The following is an 18563-nucleotide window of genomic DNA, read 5'->3' as shown; positions in this document are numbered from 1 at the left end:
AGGCACGGGATGCTGCAGGCCCTTATATTCAGCAGGTCCGTGAAATAATGAAGGAATGAGCTACACGGTCAAAGAGGTTTCTGAACGAGTAAATCTAAGCCCCCACACGGTACGCTATTACACCGACCAGGGCCTCATTCCCACCTTGCAGAGGGACGAGAAAGGAAACCGTGTTTTTACCGATGAATGCATCGGTTGGTTCGAAACTATCCATTGCCTACGTAAATGCGGTATGAGCATTGCAGATGTGAAGACGTATGTAGATTTAGGGCGTCAAGGAAGTAAGACAGCTCCCGAACGGTTGCGCATTGTGGAGCAGTATGCGCGTATTGCCCAGCAGCAGCTTATTGAAGCACAGCAACGGGTTGATTTTGTGCACCGGAAAATTATGTTCTATCAGGAGCTGATCGAAAGTAACGATGAGTCCCGCATCTGTCCCCAATAGCCTATGCAGCATTAGCTTCCGCAAAGATATCGGGGCTCACCATTGTGAAGGAGAGCCCCGATATTTCTCTACTGTGCATCAAACAGCCACGCTATACGGAGCATATGGGTATCGCCCCTAACTGTTCACCGTACGTACTGGGCACAGGTATATCGATAAACTAGTGGGATGTATTACCACCTCCCCCACCGTTGTTTACAGCCAAGACGTGAAGAGGCTGAACCCGCAGTGTGTTGGCGTTTGCCGTGGTCTTAACTTTCACATGTTCCTGACGCATAACTGCGATGCATGCAGTATGCCTGGTAGGGTTACTGCCAATGAGGGCAACTTTTAGCACACCATTTTCTTCAATAGTTTTAGCGTGCAGGCTCGTGCAAGAGTTAACTTGAGCATCGAAAGTAATTTCGTGGTCACCGGTTATATGATAGCCACTCCATTTAACGATATGCCCGTTATACAACCGCGTGGAGTCATCGTCGCTATCGCCTGTATGCGGCAGAGGGACAACGGGGATAGGAGTAAAGGATTGTATCGCCGGTGAAGAAGTGGCGGTGGAAGCATCGGTACTTGCAGAAGCACTAGGCTGCGCCGTTACCGTTGCTGTGTCCCCTGAAGTTGCGGAGGCGGCGGGAGCGGTCAATGCAGCGGGCCCTAATGCTAAAGTCAGGGCACCGATCCCGATTCGACTAGCGTAGCGGATGGAGGAAGTACGAGATTGTGGCATGGGCATCAGCTCCTTCAGGATGGAAAATTTTCAGTTTTAGATTATTATTTCCCTAATCTTAAAGTGAAGAGTTAAATACTGGGAATGTGCCGCATGTTCCCTGAGAACGTTTAACGCTCACAAGAACCCGCCATATTGCTGCTTCCGAAGCACTATTATTTTTTCGTTTTATCCGCAGGCATCAAGAAGACCGTGGCACCCCGCCTCTCAGCGATTGGATGCCACGGCCTGCGCATAAAAGGCAGAGAGGAGCCAGCCCTACAACTTACTCCCCCTACCTTAATGAGCTTTGCAGCTCAGGCCCTTACGCAGGAGTAATCTTCTTATTAAGATGTACTTGCGACTTGGGCAGCTGCTGCACCTTGAGCGTAGATGCCTTAGCCTTAGTCTTGACCTTTACATCCTTGTAGAGCGCTTCCTCAGTACACCCATCAGGAGCACCAAGGATAGTTCCTTCCACCAGTGCGACCTTCAACGTACCGTTCTTTTCCACGACCTCCGCGCGGACGTCGTAGCAGCTAGGGGTTCCGGTAATAACAGTGAACGTAATTTCATGTTCACCAGTCACCCGATACTCGATCCAGTTAGCAATACGCTCATCCTGCATAAACTTAAAATTCTCGTCATGCTTAGCTTCGCCACTCACAACCGGTGAGTTATTTGAAGTTGACGAGGTCCCATCCTGCGAAGGCACCTGAGACAACGGACTGGCCGAAGGAGTCGCTGCCGATGCCCCGGGAACTGCAAGAGCAAATGATCCCAGCGCAAGCACTACCGCACTCACACCAAGAAGAGCAGTGCGGCGGGCAGATGAGGGGCGGGTCTTCAACATGAGTATCAGCTCCTTCAGGGTATAAAACTCTTCCTCTAAGACTAATATTTTCTCAACCTTAAAGTGAAGGGATAAAAATTAGAAATGTTCAGTAAGGTGCTGAGCCTCCCGTCCCCTACCCTGCTGCTGCGATATTATTTTCATTCACAGCTATTAAAGGAAGACCGTGGCGTCCCACCAGTCAAAGATGGAATCACCACGGTCTACTGTTTAGAGACAGCAAGAAAACCGACTCTACAGTTGAAGGCAGTTTCCTCATAATCCCCTAAGCACCTTGGATAGCTCCTTTATTGAGGCGCACCAGGGATTCAGGCAGCTGCTGCACCTTAAGCGTGGAAGCCTTAGCCTTCGTCTTTACCTTAACCTTCGCAATGCGCGCCTCTGCGGTGCAGGCATCGGGTGCGCCAGGAATGGTGCCCTCTACTAGAGCAACGTTCATCACGCCATCCTTCTCAACAACCTCCGCACGGACGTCGTAGCACCTAGGGGTACCCGTGAGGGTGGTAAAAGTGATTTCGTGTTCGCCGGTCACCTTGTAATCAGTCCAGTCGATGATGTTCTCGTACTCCAAGAACTTAAAATTCTCGTCATGCTTAGCTTCGGCGCCCTCATTCGGAGAGCCATTATCTTTCGAAGGCACCGAAGACGAAGCAGATGAAGAGGCATCCGCTGAAGCAGAAGCACTTGCCGAGGACGACGAACTTGCCGAAGAGTCTACTGCCGATGCTCCAGGAACTGCAAGAGCAGACGAACCCAGCGCAAGTACTACCGTACTCACACCAAGAAGGGCAGCACGGCGGGCAGATGAGGGACGGGTCCTTAACATGAGCATCAACTCCTTCACTCGAAATAACTTGCACTTTAACAGTACATATCCCTAAACCTTAATTTGAAGGTTTAAATCCTGTGAGTATGGTAAAAGCGAGCAGGGAAATGCCCCGCTCGCTTTTACACGTGCATAGTTATTTAAATAACACTGCGGCTTTAGAAGTCCCAGTCTTCGTCTTCGGTATTCACAGCTTTGCCGATCACGTAGGATGAACCGGAGCCTGAGAAGAAGTCATGATTCTCATCGGCATTGGGCGACAACGCCGAAAGGATAGCAGGGGAAACATTCGTTACCGAGGCCGGGAACATGGCCTCATACCCCAGGTTCATCAGAGCCTTATTGGCGTTGTAGTGCAGGAACTTCTTCACGTCCTCGCTCCAGCCTACCCCGTCATAGAGCGAGTGGGTATAAGCCACCTCGTTCTCATACAGCTCGTACAGCAGGTTGAAGGTGTATTCCTTCAGCTCTGCCTGACGCTCCGGGGTTTCCTTTGCCAGCCCACACTGGAACTTGTACCCGATGTAGTAGCCATGAACAGCCTCATCACGAATAATCAGACGGATCAGGTCAGCGGTGTTAGTCAGCTTGGCATGCGCCGACCAGTACATGGGAAGGTAGAACCCGGAGTAGAACAGGAAAGACTCCAAAAGTGTGGAAGCAACCTTCTTCTTAAGCGGGTCATCGCCGATATAGTAGGCGAGGATAATCTTTGCCTTCTTCTGCAGGTATTCGTTCTCAGAGGCCCAGCGGAATGCCTCATCAATTTCCTTAGTGGAGCACAGGGTCGAGAAAATGGAGGAGTACGACTTTGCGTGTACCGACTCCATGAAAGCAATATTGGTGTATACGGCCTCTTCGTGCGCAGTAACGGCATCGGGAAGCAGAGAGACAGCACCCACAGTACCCTGGATGGTGTCCAGCAACGTCAGACCGGTAAAGACCCGCATGGTCAGCTCTTTTTCTTCCGCGGTCAGAGTCTTCCACGTGGGTACGTCGTTGCTCAGCGGCACCTTCTCAGGTAACCAGAAATTACCGGTGAGACGGTCCCAGACCTCAAGGTCTTTCTCATCCTCTAAACGGTTCCAGTTAATAGCCTCAATTGGGTGGTCAACGAGGTGTACCTTTTCGCTCATACTTGTTTCTCCTATAGCGGATCAATGCCTTAGGGGCGTCTCATGTTTTTCTATTCTGACACAGTTCCTGCGCTCACTAGTTTCTCGCTCCCAGCTACTACCGTTATGAGCGCGCCAACTGGTTCCGTAAAGCTTAAGATAGCTACTGACTGAGGTAGTAGATCTGTGTGGCTGGGTCCCGTCGCAGCATCCCAAAATCTACCCCGTAGCGACGCACCAAAGCTGGGTCCTCGGTGTACCGTCGTATGCGGTCATTCAGTTCAGACTCTGCAAGCCGCTCGGATTCTGCAATACTTTCGGTGATAATCCACCGCAGAAGGGCGTCCTTATCCTCCGCACGGGATGGCCACCTCTGCACCCGTCCTTTAACAAGGAACCGCTGCACCCCCACAGTTTCTTGGCCCCGTTCGTGTTTACCCGCCAGTAAGTATTCGGTGAATACATCCGTCAGGATAAGGGAGCCCGCAGGGTCTTCCGCGACAAGCCCAACCGTTTTTAGACGGTCGATCAGTTTACGCTCACGCCGATTCGGCGACTCGGGTGCTTGCCCCAGAACAATCTGGGCATACATGCGCTGACAGTCAGAGTTAGCGAGTGCGGCGATTATTGGAGTGAGGTTCTGTTGCACCCTGGGTTGTTATCCTTACGTGTCTGGTTGGCTTCGGGGGTGTAAGAAGATTCTGTCTTCTCACACCCCGAAACACGATACGGGTGAGTTTCGCTGCATTACAGCATGCAGGATACGCAACCCTCAACTTCGGTACCTTCAAGAGCCATCTGCCGCAGGCGGATATAGTAGATGGTCTTGATTCCCTTGCGCCAAGCATAAATCTGAGCGCGGTTAATGTCGCGGGTTGTTGCAGTGTCACGGAAGAACAAGGTTAGCGACAGACCCTGATCCACATGCTGAGTGGCCACAGCGTAGGTGTCGATAATCTTCTCGAACCCGATCTCGTACGCGTCCTTATAGTAGTCAAGATTCTCGTTCGTCATGAAGGGTGCCGGGTAGTAGACACGCCCCAGCTTACCTTCCTTACGAATCTCAATCTTGGAGGCGATCGGATGGATTGAGGAGGTCGAACCGTTAATGTACGAGATAGACCCGGTGGGCGGAACAGCCTGCAGGTTCTGGTTGTACATACCGTACTGCGCTACATCGGCTGCCAGCTGAATCCAGTCCTCGCGGGTGGGAATATGGTGCTTGGCAAACAGTTCACAAACACGTTCCGTTTGCGGCTCCCATTCTTTCTCAATGTACTTGGCGAAGAACTCACCGCTGGCATACTTTGAGTTCTCGAACCCTTCAAACGTCACGCCACGTTCTTTAGCAATTTCCATGGAGGCGCGGATTGCATGATAGGCCACCGTGTAAAAGTAGATATTGGTGAAATCCAGTGCCTCTTCGGAACCGTAATGCACATGTTCACGCGCCAAGTAGCCGTGCAGGTTCATCTGCCCCAGCCCGACCGCGTGGCTCATGTCGTTACCGCGTTCAATGGAGGGGACGGAACGGATATCCGACTGATCTGAGACGGAGGTGAGCGAACGAATTGCCGTTTCAACAGTTTTTCCGAGGTTATCGCCGTCCATAGTCATGGCAATATTGAGCGAACCGAGGTTGCATGAGATATCCTTCCCCGTTTCCGCATACCCGAGATCGTCGTGGTATTTCGAGGGCTTTGACACCTGAAGAATCTCGGAGCAGAGGTTACTCATAATAACCTTGCCGTCAATCGGGTTAGCCCGGTTCACGGTATCCTCAAACATAATGTATGGGTAGCCGGATTCGAACTGCACCTCAGCGATGGTCTGGAAGAACTCGCGCGCATTAATCTTGGTTTTACGGATCCGCGAGTCATCCACCATTTCCTGGTATTTTTCGCTCACATTAATATCCGAGAAAGGAACCCCGTAGATGCGTTCCACATCGTACGGTGAGAACAGGTACATATCTTTGTTCTCTTTGGCGAGTTTGAAGGTAATATCGGGGATCACCACACCCAGTGAGAGGGTTTTAATGCGGATCTTCTCATCAGCATTTTCGCGTTTGGTGTCAAGGAACGAGTAAATGTCGGGGTGGTGTGCGTGCAAGTACACGGCCCCCGCCCCCTGCCGCGCGCCCAGCTGGTTCGCGTAGGAGAAAGCATCCTCAAGAAGCTTCATAACGGGGATGACACCGGAGGACTGGTTCTCAATTTTCTTAATGGGTGCACCGGATTCACGTAGGTTCGTCAGAGCGAACGCCACCCCACCACCGCGTTTTGAGAGCTGCAACGCCGAGTTAATGGAACGTCCGATAGATTCCATATTGTCTTCGATGCGAAGCAGGAAGCAGGAGACCAGCTCACCTCGCTGTTTCTTTCCAGCATTGAGGAACGTGGGCGTGGCAGGCTGGAAACGCCCCGAGATAATCTCGTCCACGATTTCCTCTGCCAGTGTCTCGTTGCCTTCCGCCAGCAGCAGCGCAACCATGCATACGCGGTCCTCAAAACGCTCTAGGTAGCGCTGCCCATCGAAGGTTTTCAGAGCGTAGGAGGTGTAGAACTTGAAGGCTCCCAAGAAAGTGGGGAACCGGAACTTCACGGCGTAGGCACGTTTGAACAGATTCTTGACGAAGTCGAAGCTGTACTTCTCGAAGAGCTCCGGCTCGTAGTACTGGTTCTCGATCAGGTACTCGATCTTCTCTTCAAGGTCGTGGAAGAATACGGTGTTGTTGTTGACGTGCTGCAGGAAGTACTGGCGTGCCGCCTGACGGTCTGCGTCAAACTGGATCTTGCCGTTTTCGTCGTACAGGTTCAGCAGAGCGTTCAGCTCGTGGTAGCTCATCCCCTGAAATTTTTCGGGGGTGGTCTTACCAGCGTGAGAAGCGCCGAGAGTTTCTAGCGCTGAGGGAAGTTTTGCTTCCAAAATTCTTCCAATCCTTCGTTCACTTTGTCTACGTCTGAGGGGGTTCCCATGAGCTCGAATTTGAAGAGCACCGGCACATCGCACTTTGCGGATACGATATCTGCTGCGATGCCAAAGAGAGGCCCGAAGTTGGTATTGCCTGCTCCGATAACACCCACCATGTTGCGGCGGTTTTCTTCAACGTTCAGGAATTTCACCACCTGCGGAGGCACGTTCCCCGCACCTTCCGGTTTACCGTAGGTGGGTACGCACAGCACATACGGTTCCTGGACGACGAGCGTGTCTTCACCGGTCCTTAACGGCAGGCGCTGGGTACGGGCATGAAGTTTTTCAACAAACTTGTGGGTGTTTCCAGAGATGGAAGAGAAGTAAACCACCAGTGGGGTCTCATCCCCTACCGGTGTGGTCGCTCGACCCTCGACGGCATCGCGGGCACCCAAGATGTACTCTCGGATCTCTGCGTTCTCGTCGGTGGGTTTCTGAGCGAGAGGGGTTGTCACTTTCTTCTCCTTGGATTGTGCCGCCGCAGGGGTGGCTGCTTATTACGCGGAAACCGCGATATCGGCTAGAGCGTTGATCCTATCGGGCTGAAAGCCAGACCAGTGGTCTTCACCGGCAATCACAACGGGAGCCTGCATGTACCCGAGGGACTTAACTTTTGCTAATGCTCGGTCGTCTTCGGTGATATCTACCTTGTGGTAGTTGATGCCTTTGGCGTCGAGGGCCCGGTAGGTCATGTTGCACTGAACGCACTGGGGCTTGGTGTACACGGTCACTACCATTGAAATTCTCCTTGTCGGCCCCGCAAGCGGCGGGAGCATTATTGCTGAATGAGTTGTGTGGTTACTTGTGCCCCGAAAGGCGGGGTGGGCGCCCCGTATCGCTCTCGTATTGAGGGAGCGTTGACGCCGATTCAGATTATCACCCGAACCGAGTATTAATACTACATGTAGTGTTAGAAATTTTTTTAACCCCAAGATGATGTGGTGCATCAATTTTTTCATGTTCGAAAAACCCACAGGAGCGCACGTTCTTCGCAGTGCCCCCACAACTTATCCACACCCCGGCCAATAAGCCTTCCCGCGCCGTTGCACGCATACCTTCAGGTTATCCACATGGTGGGGTTTACTATCAGTCTGGGAATCCCCATACCGTTTTCGCCTCTAAACTGCCGTGCGTCGTGATTTTAACGGGGTATGTGAGATTTACATCAGTTGTAATGCTTGATTTTTCCGACACTCCCGCACTTCCGCGATTTTACGGGGAATAACGGGCGATATTCTCCGAGTTGAATACTCGTTTTGAGGTCCGTACCAGTGGTTTAACTACACATATAAAGATTTCATAAAATTTTTGCTGTCCTCTGGTGCTGACATAGCACCCCGTATAGTTGGTTAAGCAACTTAAAAACAACTTAAACCCAAATATGCCATTTCTCGCGCTGAAAAAACATGTAGTTCCATAACTTTTGAGACCTTTAGAGGCTCATTATTGGTACTGTTTCCTGCCGTTACAAGAGGTCTCTACAAGAGTGATTTTCCGCCAGGGTGGGTACCAGGCCGCCCCTATACGCCGTACGCTTTAGAGCAGGCCGCGTTGGCGCAGTTTGCGGCTGAGCGTATCACCGTCATTTGCTTCCATCCACAGCGGCGACTGGGTCATCTGTTGCGCCCGCTTATCACCCCATACTCGCCCTGAGGCCAGCACCGTCTCCCCCACCGTTAGGTTACGAATCATAATAGCCGCAACATTCTGGGGGTACCGCACTGCAAACCCGTTGTATATATCCGGGTCGCGCTGGCCGTCATCACCGATGAGGATCCACTGCATCTCGGGGAACTCGTGCGCCAACCTTCGTAAGGACTGTACCTTATGTTGGGTGCCGGAACGGAACCAGCGATCTGGCGTAGGCCCCCAGTCAGTGAGCAAGAACGTGCCGCGCGGATACCCGTTACGGGTCAGAAAACGACGCAGTGTTGGGGTGATATTCCAGGCACCAGTAGACAGATACATAAAAGGGGCCTGAGGGTGCGCAGCCCGAATCCGGTCCATAAGCACAGCCATGCCGGGGGTAGGAATACGTGCGTGTTCATCAATCACGAACGAGTTCCATGCCGCTACAAGCGGACGCGGAAGCATAGTAACCATGACTGTATCATCAACGTCAGCAATTACGCCGATCTTCTGCTCAGCAGGCACAATGTAGACACTGGTGACAGCAGCACGGGAACCAGGAACATACATAATAACTTCATGAAGCCCCGCTGGCAGGTCAATATCAAGCTTAACGTCAAGGACACCGCCTCTATCGGTGCGAACCTCATAAGTTCTTCCCGCGATAATAATGGTTACGGGAGCATCAGACATGGCAATGGATGTGAAGGCACGCCACCCGCGCATGGGGTTGTCCGTATCTTGAGTACCCTCAACCACATAGAGCAGTTTCTCAAACGCCTCAGTTTTATACAGGGCACGTGCCAGTATACGCACCCACCCGTTCTTGGCGCCGGTGGCTACCCGCCCGTACCCCTCTGACGGGACAATAATAGGCTCTTGGCCTTGGGCGATAGCGCGGCGTTCACGCCACCGATGCAGGGTGTCGCCCACCCGGTAACCAATGTTGACTGCCTCATCGGCGGCCTCGGTTACCATGGTGCGTAATTCGTGGGTACCCAGATTTTCCATACGTATTAGTGTTCCATATAGACACCCCATTTTTCTTATTTGGGGAAGATTATATGGTCGCGTCACTATAATATTGGGCGCTCGGATGTCTCCAAATGGGCAGAACACAGACGCGCTCGTATCCTGCACAAGCGGTTGCGCAGGATACGAGCGGCAGCTGTTCAGTATCTATAGTGTGTGCGGTTTTTGTGTGTGCGCAGGCTTTAAAGGCTTTAAAGAATCGGTGGTGTATACACAACGCTGTGGGCTACGCGTTAGTTACCTGAGGAGCCCTAATGCGAATGCTTTGACTCGCCCGAGGCACCAGCAGGTAGCTGATAGGGTCCTGAGCTGAGCTTCACCTGGCAGTAGGCCGAGCCTTTCCCTTCGGCCTGTTCCGAGTGGTGCACCGGATGGTCTTCGCCTGTTACCTTAATAGCGCATTTAACAGTGTCTTGAGGATCATCGGCGTAGACGGCCACCGAGATAGTTTTACCGGCTAGCTCGTGGCTATTAGAGGCGCCTACGCGGTAGTACCCGGTTTTCTCGGTGAGTTTCTGCTCAGCAGAGTTCACCTCAATACCATCCTGGAAAAAGCGAACCTTACCCGCTTTGGCGTGGAAACCATTATGTTCGTTACCACTAAGCACCTCAGCTGAGACAGTAATGTCCCCATGGTTTCCGTAATCTTGGACGGGGGTGAAGGTAAGGCCGGGAGCAACTTCTGCGGAACACCCGGCTAATAGCACGGCCGTAGCCGCGAGCAATACGATTTTCTTAGCCATGCCCCCATAGTATCAGTCAAATCACTATCAACCGGTTGGTGACACACAAGCACAAAACCGCGTGGATGAGGGCACACACGGGGGAGCTTTCTCACCCTGTTGAGAATCTTAGCTGAGGGAGTATACGGGCTATGCTTAGAAGTATGACCATTCACAACTCGTTATTCTCACGCCGCACGTTTGTAGTGGGCTCTATTATCCCGCTCATAGCGGGATGCTCCTCCAAGAATACCGTAGAGAATGCCGCCGAAACGAGGTTTATCGCAGCCCCCACAGGCACGCCCCATAGCGACGATGCTTCACCAACTGCTGCCGTGGACTCCCCCGAACCTGCAGAGCCGCCGGTGTCAAAAAACCCAATCGCTAAACCCCACCCATGGAAAGATATCCAGTACCGTCTAGCTGGTGAAGGGCACTATGTGGCGTGGACAGTGGATGACGGCGCTAACCCCGAAACTGTGCGGGCTTACGCCGAGTTCGCGGCGAAAACAGGCACCCGCCTCACCTTTTTCATTAATGCCTCCTACACTTCTTTTGAGCAGAACCTTGATGTCCTTTTGCCGCTGGTGAAATCAGGACAAATTCAGATCGCAAACCACACCTATAACCACCCTAACCTGCTGAATCTTGATGATAAACAGGTGAAAGAAGAGTTCGTGCGCAATGAGGAAGAAATCATGCGGCTTTTTGGGGTGTCCTCAAAACCGTATTTTCGTCCACCCTACGGGTACTATGACGACCGGGTGCTGAAAATAGCCGCAAAAGCGGGGTTTTCACGGCCGGTACTGTGGGAAGGTACCACAGGTGATGAGGGGCAAACCACCCAACGTGTGGTGCTCAAACGTACGAAGAAGTATATGAAGCCGCAACGAATTATGTTGGGGCATCTTAACTACACCACTATTATTTCCCTGCTGGAACGTATTAAAGAGCTTCTTGACGAGCGTGGACTGGTAACAGTTACCTTACGCGACTACTACGGTGAAGCCTCAGAAGAAGAACTAAAAATTGTCCGCGATGCTGAAGCCGAAGAAAAGAAGAAAGAAGAAGAGAAAAAGAAGCAGAAGGAGAAAGAGAAAAAAGAAGAACGGTGAGCCTCAGCAAAGCTACGGCGGCCAAACCGGCTGCTGCTGCCGCGAGCGATTTAAAACCATAGGGCTGCTGATAACTCGCAGCAGCGGCAGTGCGGGGAAGGTTCTCCCGCCCCGCACTGCATGGGCTCAAGGGTTCATCATGGCATCATTGAGCGGATGTCTTCTCCTCTTGAATCCCGCAAAGTACCCAAGTGTTGGTTTATCCTCTGGTGTTTATCCCCCGTAATAGTCGCGGAGAGTAACAGTGACTAACCCGCGTTCATCCAATAACGCTTTAATTTTGTCGAGTACCGCAATGACACCCGTATAGTTCAGATGCCCAATAAGAATAGTTTGCGGGTTCGCATATGTACTGGCATATTTATAGATCTCTTCAGATGTAATAGGGGAAGAGTCAGCCAGTGAACCGTACCATAGGGTGGGCCGGTCAAACCCGGCACGCGCAGCGGCATCCAATACCCGCCGATCGTAGTACCCGTAGGGTGGGCGGAAGTAGGGCTTTGAAGACATTCCAAAGAGGCGTTCAATCTCGCGGTCGTTCTTCTCAAGCTCCTCAATGATTCCCGCATCGTCAAGATCGGTGAGAGCTGCATGTGACCATGTGTGGTTCCCGATTTGGATCTGCCCCGATGTCACTAGGGGCGCCAACACGTCAAGGTTCTGCTCGAACGAATCATAAGAGCCGTTAATGAAAAAGGTGAGGCGGGTGCCTGTTTTCGCCGCAAAATCTGCATAGGCGCGCACCACTTCGGGGCTTTTACCATCGTCAACGGTCCAAGCGATGTATTTACCGTCGCCGGGCAGCCCAACTTGCGGACCGTCCCAGGGGTACGGGGTGGAAACAGGGTTCACAGAGACAGAGGCAGTAGGGCTGCCGGAGGAGGTTTTCCCATTCACGGGCACAGGTGGAGTTTGTCCCTGGGAATTAGCGGCATTATCTACAGTGTTCTGCGCGCCGAAACTGCACCCTGCCAAAAGTGGTACAAGAGTGCCGAGCACGAATGCCCTGCGGGGCACACCAGGCTGCGCAGATTCAGTAATAGTGCGGGGTGATGAGGTATTGCACATAGGGGGTTTAGTCTTTCGAGGCATCGCCATGCACCGAAGGCCTGCGCACCAATGCAACAGAGAAGGGTGATGGCGGGGTGTTTAAGCTGAATGAGTTGAGTGAGAGGCAGAAGGCAGGAAGAAAACTATTTCCTCTTATTACCTTTTCCTTTGTAGGGTTCGCAGGCCACGCCGTCTCCATCACGGTCCAGATGAGCAGCGTATCCAGGCTGGCCTTTATGGATAGGTGCCGCGCCAGCTGCACGGACTTCGTCACAGTTCTTGTAGTACACTCCGGTATTTGCGGGAGTCTCAACCACAACAGGTTTCTGTTGCACAGGTTCCTGCTGTACCGGAGTTTGCCGAGCAGGTGCTGGAGCTTCTGTTGCTGGCTGTGTGTCTTCGGCAGGCACCGGTTTCTGCTCGGGCTCAGGCGCCGGGACTTCGGGGGTGGGTTCAGCCACAGGTGTTACCGCCTCCGGGGTTTTAACAGGTTCAGGTGTGGGCGAGGCGGTGGGGCTAGGAGTTTTCGAAGGTGAAGGACTCGGCGACTCTGTAGGTGAGGGGCTGGCAGATGTACTGCGTGCCGATGACGAAGCAGATACTGAAGATGGCGTTTGTTCTTTGCGAATATTGCCTGCGTTGCTGGAACACCCAGCAAGAAATACGGTACCGAGAAGCGCTACCGCAATAACTTGATTTTTCATATGGAATTATCCTCATTGACTGAGCGAGTGAGTAAGTGCTGAGCTGTCATTGCTCACCCCTAAGTCTATACGAAACCACCAGGTGCGGGAGAACCTCTCTGCCCCTAGCTCTAGTGCATATTTATTCTTTACTGGGAGCAAGATTTTAAGGTTTCTGAATGCTTTAGAATAGATGCAGAGCCATCGACGGTTCATGCACTTATCACTCAAAGTCTCAAATAACTTAAGGATTCCTATGTCCAATAAAACTGTGCCTCTCACCGAGGCGTATTCTGCCTACACACAGCCTTTAGAACCGCAGATTCTTGAAGAAATTCCGAAGAAAAAGTGGGCTGCCATTACCGCCTTAGTGCTCTCACTGATTGCTTTCTTCACGGGCATTCTGGTGATTGGTTTTGTACCCGCAATTTTCGCGATCGTATTTGCCGGTATCGCCCTTGGACAGGTAAAAAAGGGTGAAGCCGAAGGCGCTGGCATGGCGATCGGCGCCATTATCTTTGCGTCCCTAGCGATTATCGCCAGTGTTGGAATAGTGATCTTAGCACTTATTTCCAACTACTACACCGAGCAGCAGGTGATAGATGGATGCACCTCCGGCAAGGGCACCTACACCGTGGAGAACGGGCAGAAAGTCTGCCATTATATGGGCTATGCCATGGACATGTAGTTCTCATATTTATGCATAAAGGCTCGGTAAAAAACTGTCATACCGAGCCTTTATTGTATTTAATATCTCACTTGATGGGAGCGCCGGGATACGCGTTGTTTATTCGCTGCCTTGTAAGGTGATAAGCCCAATCATCAACCTTACACAAGCCCTATCTCATCGACGCTCTCCAACACCGCAACCTGCATTTTGCGAAGCGCTTCAACATCCGGGAGGGTGTCGTCCTGGTCAATCAGATAGACGGTGTACCCGTCAAATGTGAGTCTACGCATAATTTCCAGAAGCATATGCTGGGCAACCTCGTCCACAGAATAGACTCGCGTAACATCCAAAGCTATTTTCGTCCCCGTGTATTCGGTGTCCACAATTTCGCGGATAACACGCTCAGCACCGGCGAACCGGATCCTGCCTTGAAGCTGAATAACCTGAACCGTCTCGGTGCCAACTCCTACGCGGTAGTTAGCGCGTATTGCCGAACGGGCAACGGTGGGAATATTCATCACGTGCATACCCATGTCTGAAGAAAACCGCTCAAATAGCGACACGCCGCGGACACTATTGCCATGTATATCAAGGCGCGGTGAGAATGTTGCCACCCCCAGCTGCCCCGGCACAGCACCAATGATTCCTCCGCCCACACCGCTTTTGGCGGGAATACCCACCTGCGTTGCCCAGTCGCCAGCGGCATTGTACATGCCGCAGGTGAACATTACGCTCAACACCTGACGCACTACCGTTTTAGGTACCACCTGCTCACCGGTAAGAGGCTGCTCCCCATAATTCGCCAGAGTAGCTGCCATCATCGCCAGGTCTTTTACAGTTACTTCAAGTGAACACTGACGCGTGTACCCTTCCACCACCTTGGCGGGGTTCTCGGTGAGGATATCGTGACTACGGAGCATATGTGCAATAGCAAGGTTACGGTGCGCATGTTCTATCTCTGAGGAATACACCGCCTCATCAATCTGAAGGGGGCGCCCGGCAAATGCTGAGAGCCCTTCAACTACCCGTTCCATCCGCTTCTCTGGACTTATATTTTCGGCTCCCACCAGCGAGTGGGTGGTGATAGCCCCAGCATTAATCATGGGGTTCAGCGGACGTCCCGACTCGTCCTCAAGAGATATCTCGTTAAAAGGCTCTCCCGAAGGTTCAACACCCACTTTCGCCAGTACCTTATCAAATCCACGATCAGCTAGAGCTAGGGCATACACGAAAGGCTTAGAAATAGACTGGATAGTAAACACTTCATTGACGTCTCCGGCGCCGTAAAGTTCCCCATCAACCATTGCGATAGATGCCCCTAGTCGATCAGGGTTTACTCCCGCCAGCTCAGGAATATAGTTTGCGAGTTCCCCCGTTTTATCTGAGGCCACACTGGCGAGCACATCGTCGAGGTAGCTTGGTATAGGGGAACGCATAACAGTTTCTCCTGATAGGCGGGTCGTTACTTTCGTACGCGGTTGGTTCGGGAGCCAGACTGCAGAGTACACGCATCCTTGTCATGACAAAATATCTGCCCGAACGTTGAGCTTCTTGAAGTGTAGCTTTTCCGCTTTCAATACTCCAAATATGTGCTTGTATACAGCCGTGAGGCAGCAGCATGAATCCATGCATAGACGGTTTTGCGTCTTTGCCGGGTGAGAATACACCATGTTTTTTCTGTCCCTGGTGTGCGGGCCAAGAAATTCTTCCACCCGACCCTTGACATACCGAATAGTCGGTTTTTATATTGTCATTATGGCAGCAGATAAAACAGCAAATTCCAAGTCCAAGGGCCAGCTCACCCGGGAACATATCCTAGAAGTTGCCGCCCAAGTCTTTGCACAACGCGGCTATTCTGAAACCCGGTTAGACGACATTATTCAGGCCACCGGACTCACCAAAGGCGCCCTCTATTTCCATTTCCGTTCCAAAAGCGATTTGGCGTACGCCGTCATTGAAGACCACAAACGGCACTGGCTTGAACAGGGGATCCAGGAAATAGCTCAACACGATAACCCGCTAGAGCAACTAGAGGCGCTCAGTAACCTTCTGATTGCTCTGGTGTCGCAGGGAAAAACCGACTGGAACATTGTTCGTCTCGCCGACCAAGTGCGCTCTAAGGAACCGCCTGAAGACCTCATTAGCCCCCTTCAAAGCTGGGTTGATGTGGTGGCCGACATTATTGAACGCGGCAAGGCACAGCAGATATTCCACACAGAATTATCAAGTCAGGATGCCGCCGCGATCCTCGTTGGTTCCTTCGACGGCCTCAAAACTTCTAACGATGCTTTAGCCCAAGGAGACACCGAAAAGTTCAGACGCCAAGCTCACGCCTTAAACACAATGCTTATAGAGGGACTGCAGAGGCGTTAATCCATCCTTCTCCCCTGCCTTCCGAAACCTTTCGTCTGTTCAGACGAACTTTTGTCCTAGTCCAAAAAACTGATGATATGGAGTACTGTATGGCGACCCTCATTACTGGCGCTTCTTCAGGTATCGGCGAAGAATTCGCGCACCATTACGCCGCAGAAAAACACGACCTTGTGCTTGTTGCTCGCAGCGAAGACAAGCTGAATACTCTCGCTGATACGCTTCGTGGCCAGCACGGTATTCAAGTCACCGTCATTGCACTTGATCTGTCTGAACCGGATGCAGCTCAACGGCTCTGGGAAGAAACGAACCGCGCCAGGTTAGAGATTGATGTGCTTGTCAATAATGCAGGGTTCGGAACCCACGGTGATGTTGCTGATGATAATCCCGACCGTCTGGAGCAAGAAGTACGCCTCAACTGCCTCACGCTAACAGGGCTGACGGCACGCTACCTGCCCACCATGCGTGAACGCAAAACCGGAACCATCATAAACATTGCTTCGACTGCGGCTTTTCAGCCGCTGCCCCATATGGCAGTGTACGGCGCGACCAAAGCATTTGTGCTGTCCTTTACCGAAGCGCTCTGGGCAGAAACCCGAAAAGACGGCATCCGAGTGCTCGCGGTCTGCCCCGGCCCCACCGACACCTCATTCTTTGAAATCGCCGGTCAATCCGCAACGGTCGGGAAAATGCGTTCCACCCGCCAGCTGCTAGATAGCACCCTGCAGGCACTGAAAACCACAAAACCCAGTTTTGTAGATGGGCTAGGAAACGCCGTTGTGGCACGGCTTGTCACTCGTGTAGTACCAAAACGTGCCGTCATGGCCATAGTCGATCAGGCGTTCCAGCGCCAACGCAGCTAACATACACGGTAACACAGGGCCGCTAGCCGGTGCCTTTAGCTAAAGCGCTAAAGGTACCGGCTAGAACTCCAGAAGCATCGCTCCAGTGCTACCGCCAGCATCAACGAATCCTAGCTTTTCGTAGAGCTTACGCGCGGGATTCCCTGCCTCAACACTGAGACTAACACCCCGGTCCCCTCGCACACGAGCAACTTCTATAACATCACAGATAAGTTCCGTCCCCAGCCCAACACCGCGCGCCTCAGGCTGCACGGACACGCCCAGCTCACCGATACCAGGAGCCACAAAACCATATCCAGGATTCTGCTGAGGTAAATAGAGAACCCTTGCAGTACCAACCCACTGCCCCTGTGAGGTGCAGGCAACCACACCATAATCTCCCCGCCGCGCATCCATAACGATGTACCGCACAAATTCGGCTGTGCCGAGAAGATCCTGCATGGTGAACCTCTCCCCCGGCCAGTTCAGATTCATCAGAGTTGATTCGCGCAGAATATCAATATCGCTCGATCGTAGTTTTTTCTTGTGTAAGCCCAGGCGTGTACTTGCCCGTTCAACTGCATCAGCCATTTACCTCACCACACCTATGCCTAGTATTTGTGCTCTATCACTCTACAGACAGATACCCTGCATCGTCTAGCGTCCCGCCGACACCCATTAGCACTCAGATCTCTCCTAAAGCCGCACAAGAGTTGTTAGCAGCGTATGTTCTTTTCCAGCTCGCCTCTCACTCACTCTCAAGGGATGAAAAACTGTCTTCTTCCGCCTTAAGGCGGAAGTGTCACAATGCTTCACGCTTCTGAGTATTTGTCGGACTGTACAACAGGCACAAAAAATCACCTGGTCACATAAAACCAGGTGATGATTTGTGGAGATAAGGGGACTCGAACCCCTGACCCCCTGCATGCCATGCAGGTGCGCTACCAGCTGCGCCATATCCCCCTATTTAGTTCTGCCACCCTTTGGGGCAACAAGAAAATAATACACATGCCTGAGGTACGAATGCAAATCAGCACGGGCAGTATTCGCAAGACCACCCGCGAATACTGCCCACCCCAAGGTGAGAAGAACGAAGTTTAGCTATCGGCTGGGATAATACGCGCGGCGTCTTCCTCAGTCTCACCAGCAATATCGAAAGGTGTCTCCGTTTTAACACCCAACTCAATGCGTGGAGCTTGAGACCATAAACGATCCAGCGCATAAAACTCGCGATCTTCCTCATGCTGCACGTGAATCACAATATCGCCGAAATCAAGGAGGATCCAGCGCCCGCTCGCCCGGCCCTCACGGCGTACCGGCTTCATCCCAGCCTGCTCCCGAAGAGCATCCTCAACCCCATCAGCTACAGCGTTTACTAGGCGCTCATTATGAGCCGAAACCACCAAGAACCCGTCGATCAGACCCATAGCGTCCGAGGCATCAACAGCAAACAGATCTGTGCCCTGTTTTTCTTCTGCCGCCCGGGCGGCAATACGCAGTGCCTCAATCGAGGCGGGTGCTGCGGTCATAGTTTC

General features: G+C 52.2%; 20 protein-coding genes and 1 tRNA gene. 5 read left to right on the top strand and 16 right to left on the bottom strand.

Annotated elements, in window-relative coordinates; translation table 11 throughout:
- Positions 1-55 precede the first annotated feature (55 nt).
- Positions 56-445 (top strand): MerR family transcriptional regulator, encoded by a 390-nt coding sequence (locus tag D8M23_RS12265; protein ID WP_006887235.1) that lies wholly within the window; start codon positions 56-58, stop codon positions 443-445.
- 160 nt (positions 446-605) lie between these two features.
- Here the strand turns inward: D8M23_RS12265 and D8M23_RS02525 are convergent, their stop codons facing one another.
- From D8M23_RS02525 to D8M23_RS02480, 10 genes are all read right to left on the bottom strand, one after another.
- A complete protein-coding gene (locus tag D8M23_RS02525; protein WP_126853518.1) occupies positions 606-1169 on the bottom strand; it encodes a hypothetical protein in 564 nt (187 codons plus the stop codon).
- 304 nt (positions 1170-1473) lie between these two features.
- Positions 1474-2001 (bottom strand): hypothetical protein, encoded by a 528-nt coding sequence (locus tag D8M23_RS02520; protein ID WP_126853516.1) that lies wholly within the window; start codon positions 1999-2001, stop codon positions 1474-1476.
- Positions 2002-2266: 265 nt separating this feature from the next.
- Positions 2267-2827, bottom strand: coding sequence for a hypothetical protein (locus D8M23_RS02515; RefSeq protein WP_238693737.1), 561 nt, complete (start codon positions 2825-2827; stop codon positions 2267-2269).
- 158 nt (positions 2828-2985) lie between these two features.
- Complete coding sequence (gene nrdF / locus D8M23_RS02510) at positions 2986-3963, bottom strand: class 1b ribonucleoside-diphosphate reductase subunit beta (protein WP_126853513.1); 978 nt, start codon at positions 3961-3963, stop codon at positions 2986-2988.
- Positions 3964-4105: 142 nt separating this feature from the next.
- The gene (locus D8M23_RS02505; RefSeq protein ID WP_126853511.1) at positions 4106-4591 is read right to left on the bottom strand and encodes a DUF2087 domain-containing protein; all 486 of its coding nucleotides are present in this window, start codon (positions 4589-4591) and stop codon (positions 4106-4108) included.
- 98 nt (positions 4592-4689) lie between these two features.
- A complete protein-coding gene (nrdE, locus tag D8M23_RS02500; RefSeq protein WP_126853509.1) occupies positions 4690-6870 on the bottom strand; it encodes a class 1b ribonucleoside-diphosphate reductase subunit alpha in 2181 nt (726 codons plus the stop codon).
- Complete coding sequence (gene nrdI / locus D8M23_RS02495; RefSeq protein WP_126853507.1) at positions 6843-7370, bottom strand: class Ib ribonucleoside-diphosphate reductase assembly flavoprotein NrdI; 528 nt, start codon at positions 7368-7370, stop codon at positions 6843-6845. Before nrdI ends, nrdE begins: the two co-directional genes overlap by 28 nt.
- Before the next feature lie 42 nt (positions 7371-7412).
- Complete coding sequence (gene nrdH, locus D8M23_RS02490; protein ID WP_006887234.1) at positions 7413-7652, bottom strand: glutaredoxin-like protein NrdH; 240 nt, start codon at positions 7650-7652, stop codon at positions 7413-7415.
- A gap of 799 nt (positions 7653-8451) precedes the next feature.
- Positions 8452-9555 (bottom strand): App1 family protein, encoded by a 1104-nt coding sequence (locus D8M23_RS02485; protein WP_006887173.1) that lies wholly within the window; start codon positions 9553-9555, stop codon positions 8452-8454.
- 272 nt (positions 9556-9827) lie between these two features.
- Entirely contained in the window at positions 9828-10319 is a 492-nt protein-coding gene (locus D8M23_RS02480) for a hypothetical protein (protein WP_126853505.1), read from the bottom strand.
- Positions 10320-10462: 143 nt separating this feature from the next.
- Here D8M23_RS02480 and D8M23_RS02475 point away from each other — a divergent pair, with 143 nt between their 5' ends.
- Positions 10463-11413 (top strand): polysaccharide deacetylase family protein, encoded by a 951-nt coding sequence (locus tag D8M23_RS02475; RefSeq protein WP_238693736.1) that lies wholly within the window; start codon positions 10463-10465, stop codon positions 11411-11413.
- 213 nt (positions 11414-11626) lie between these two features.
- On the opposite strand, the gene D8M23_RS02470 is transcribed toward D8M23_RS02475, so the two are convergent.
- Together D8M23_RS02470 and D8M23_RS02465 are read right to left on the bottom strand one after the other, a co-directional pair.
- Positions 11627-12316 carry a polysaccharide deacetylase family protein gene (locus tag D8M23_RS02470; protein ID WP_238693735.1) on the bottom strand — a complete coding sequence of 230 codons (690 nt, stop codon included), beginning with the start codon at positions 12314-12316 and terminating at the stop codon, positions 11627-11629.
- A 290-nt stretch (positions 12317-12606) separates the two neighbouring features.
- On the bottom strand, positions 12607-13167 hold the full coding sequence (locus tag D8M23_RS02465) for an excalibur calcium-binding domain-containing protein (RefSeq protein WP_126853499.1): 561 nt from the start codon (positions 13165-13167) through the stop codon (positions 12607-12609).
- Between the two features lie 235 nt (positions 13168-13402).
- On the opposite strand from D8M23_RS02465, the gene D8M23_RS02460 reads away from it, so the two are divergent.
- A complete protein-coding gene (locus tag D8M23_RS02460; protein ID WP_006887292.1) occupies positions 13403-13834 on the top strand; it encodes a DUF4190 domain-containing protein in 432 nt (143 codons plus the stop codon).
- 140 nt (positions 13835-13974) lie between these two features.
- Here the strand turns inward: D8M23_RS02460 and D8M23_RS02455 are convergent, their stop codons facing one another.
- The gene (locus D8M23_RS02455; RefSeq protein WP_126853497.1) at positions 13975-15252 is read right to left on the bottom strand and encodes a glutaminase; all 1278 of its coding nucleotides are present in this window, start codon (positions 15250-15252) and stop codon (positions 13975-13977) included.
- A 319-nt stretch (positions 15253-15571) separates the two neighbouring features.
- Between D8M23_RS02455 and D8M23_RS02450 the strand changes: the two genes are divergently transcribed.
- Positions 15572-16189, top strand: a complete 618-nt coding sequence (locus D8M23_RS02450) for a TetR/AcrR family transcriptional regulator (RefSeq protein ID WP_161971643.1) — start codon at positions 15572-15574, stop codon at positions 16187-16189.
- An 89-nt stretch (positions 16190-16278) separates the two neighbouring features.
- Positions 16279-17049 (top strand): SDR family NAD(P)-dependent oxidoreductase, encoded by a 771-nt coding sequence (locus D8M23_RS02445; protein ID WP_126853493.1) that lies wholly within the window; start codon positions 16279-16281, stop codon positions 17047-17049.
- A 60-nt stretch (positions 17050-17109) separates the two neighbouring features.
- Here D8M23_RS02445 and D8M23_RS02440 read toward each other — a convergent pair whose 3' ends face one another.
- From D8M23_RS02440 to rsfS, 3 genes are all read right to left on the bottom strand, one after another.
- Positions 17110-17619 (bottom strand): GNAT family N-acetyltransferase, encoded by a 510-nt coding sequence (locus tag D8M23_RS02440; RefSeq protein ID WP_052029782.1) that lies wholly within the window; start codon positions 17617-17619, stop codon positions 17110-17112.
- Positions 17620-17918: 299 nt separating this feature from the next.
- Positions 17919-17991: transfer RNA gene (locus D8M23_RS02435), tRNA-Ala, on the bottom strand.
- 134 nt (positions 17992-18125) lie between these two features.
- Positions 18126-18557 carry a ribosome silencing factor gene (rsfS, locus tag D8M23_RS02430; RefSeq protein ID WP_023132924.1) on the bottom strand — a complete coding sequence of 144 codons (432 nt, stop codon included), beginning with the start codon at positions 18555-18557 and terminating at the stop codon, positions 18126-18128.
- Positions 18558-18563 lie beyond the last annotated feature (6 nt).

This window comes from Rothia sp. HSID18067, from assembly GCF_003989445.1.
Taxonomy (GTDB): Bacteria; Actinomycetota; Actinomycetes; order Actinomycetales; family Micrococcaceae; genus Rothia; species Rothia aeria.
This window is presented reverse-complemented; position numbering and strand designations above follow the sequence as displayed.

What these genes read in the sequence shown, in the direction of transcription:
- D8M23_RS12265 (WP_006887235.1), top strand. Translation starts at nt 56, where the DNA reads ATGAGCTACACGGTCAAAGAGGTTTCTGAACGAGTAAATCTAAGCCCC.
- D8M23_RS02525 (WP_126853518.1), bottom strand. Translation starts at nt 1,169, where the DNA reads ATGCCACAATCTCGTACTTCCTCCATCCGCTACGCTAGTCGAATCGGG.
- D8M23_RS02520 (WP_126853516.1), bottom strand. Translation starts at nt 2,001, where the DNA reads ATGTTGAAGACCCGCCCCTCATCTGCCCGCCGCACTGCTCTTCTTGGT.
- D8M23_RS02515 (WP_238693737.1), bottom strand. Translation starts at nt 2,827, where the DNA reads ATGTTAAGGACCCGTCCCTCATCTGCCCGCCGTGCTGCCCTTCTTGGT.
- nrdF (WP_126853513.1), bottom strand. Translation starts at nt 3,963, where the DNA reads ATGAGCGAAAAGGTACACCTCGTTGACCACCCAATTGAGGCTATTAAC.
- nrdH (WP_006887234.1), bottom strand. Translation starts at nt 7,652, where the DNA reads ATGGTAGTGACCGTGTACACCAAGCCCCAGTGCGTTCAGTGCAACATG.
- D8M23_RS02485 (WP_006887173.1), bottom strand. Translation starts at nt 9,555, where the DNA reads ATGGAAAATCTGGGTACCCACGAATTACGCACCATGGTAACCGAGGCC.
- D8M23_RS02480 (WP_126853505.1), bottom strand. Translation starts at nt 10,319, where the DNA reads ATGGCTAAGAAAATCGTATTGCTCGCGGCTACGGCCGTGCTATTAGCC.
- D8M23_RS02475 (WP_238693736.1), top strand. Translation starts at nt 10,463, where the DNA reads ATGACCATTCACAACTCGTTATTCTCACGCCGCACGTTTGTAGTGGGC.
- D8M23_RS02465 (WP_126853499.1), bottom strand. Translation starts at nt 13,167, where the DNA reads ATGAAAAATCAAGTTATTGCGGTAGCGCTTCTCGGTACCGTATTTCTT.
- D8M23_RS02460 (WP_006887292.1), top strand. Translation starts at nt 13,403, where the DNA reads ATGTCCAATAAAACTGTGCCTCTCACCGAGGCGTATTCTGCCTACACA.
- D8M23_RS02455 (WP_126853497.1), bottom strand. Translation starts at nt 15,252, where the DNA reads ATGCGTTCCCCTATACCAAGCTACCTCGACGATGTGCTCGCCAGTGTG.
- D8M23_RS02450 (WP_161971643.1), top strand. Translation starts at nt 15,572, where the DNA reads ATGGCAGCAGATAAAACAGCAAATTCCAAGTCCAAGGGCCAGCTCACC.
- D8M23_RS02445 (WP_126853493.1), top strand. Translation starts at nt 16,279, where the DNA reads ATGGCGACCCTCATTACTGGCGCTTCTTCAGGTATCGGCGAAGAATTC.
- D8M23_RS02440 (WP_052029782.1), bottom strand. Translation starts at nt 17,619, where the DNA reads ATGGCTGATGCAGTTGAACGGGCAAGTACACGCCTGGGCTTACACAAG.
- rsfS (WP_023132924.1), bottom strand. Translation starts at nt 18,557, where the DNA reads ATGACCGCAGCACCCGCCTCGATTGAGGCACTGCGTATTGCCGCCCGG.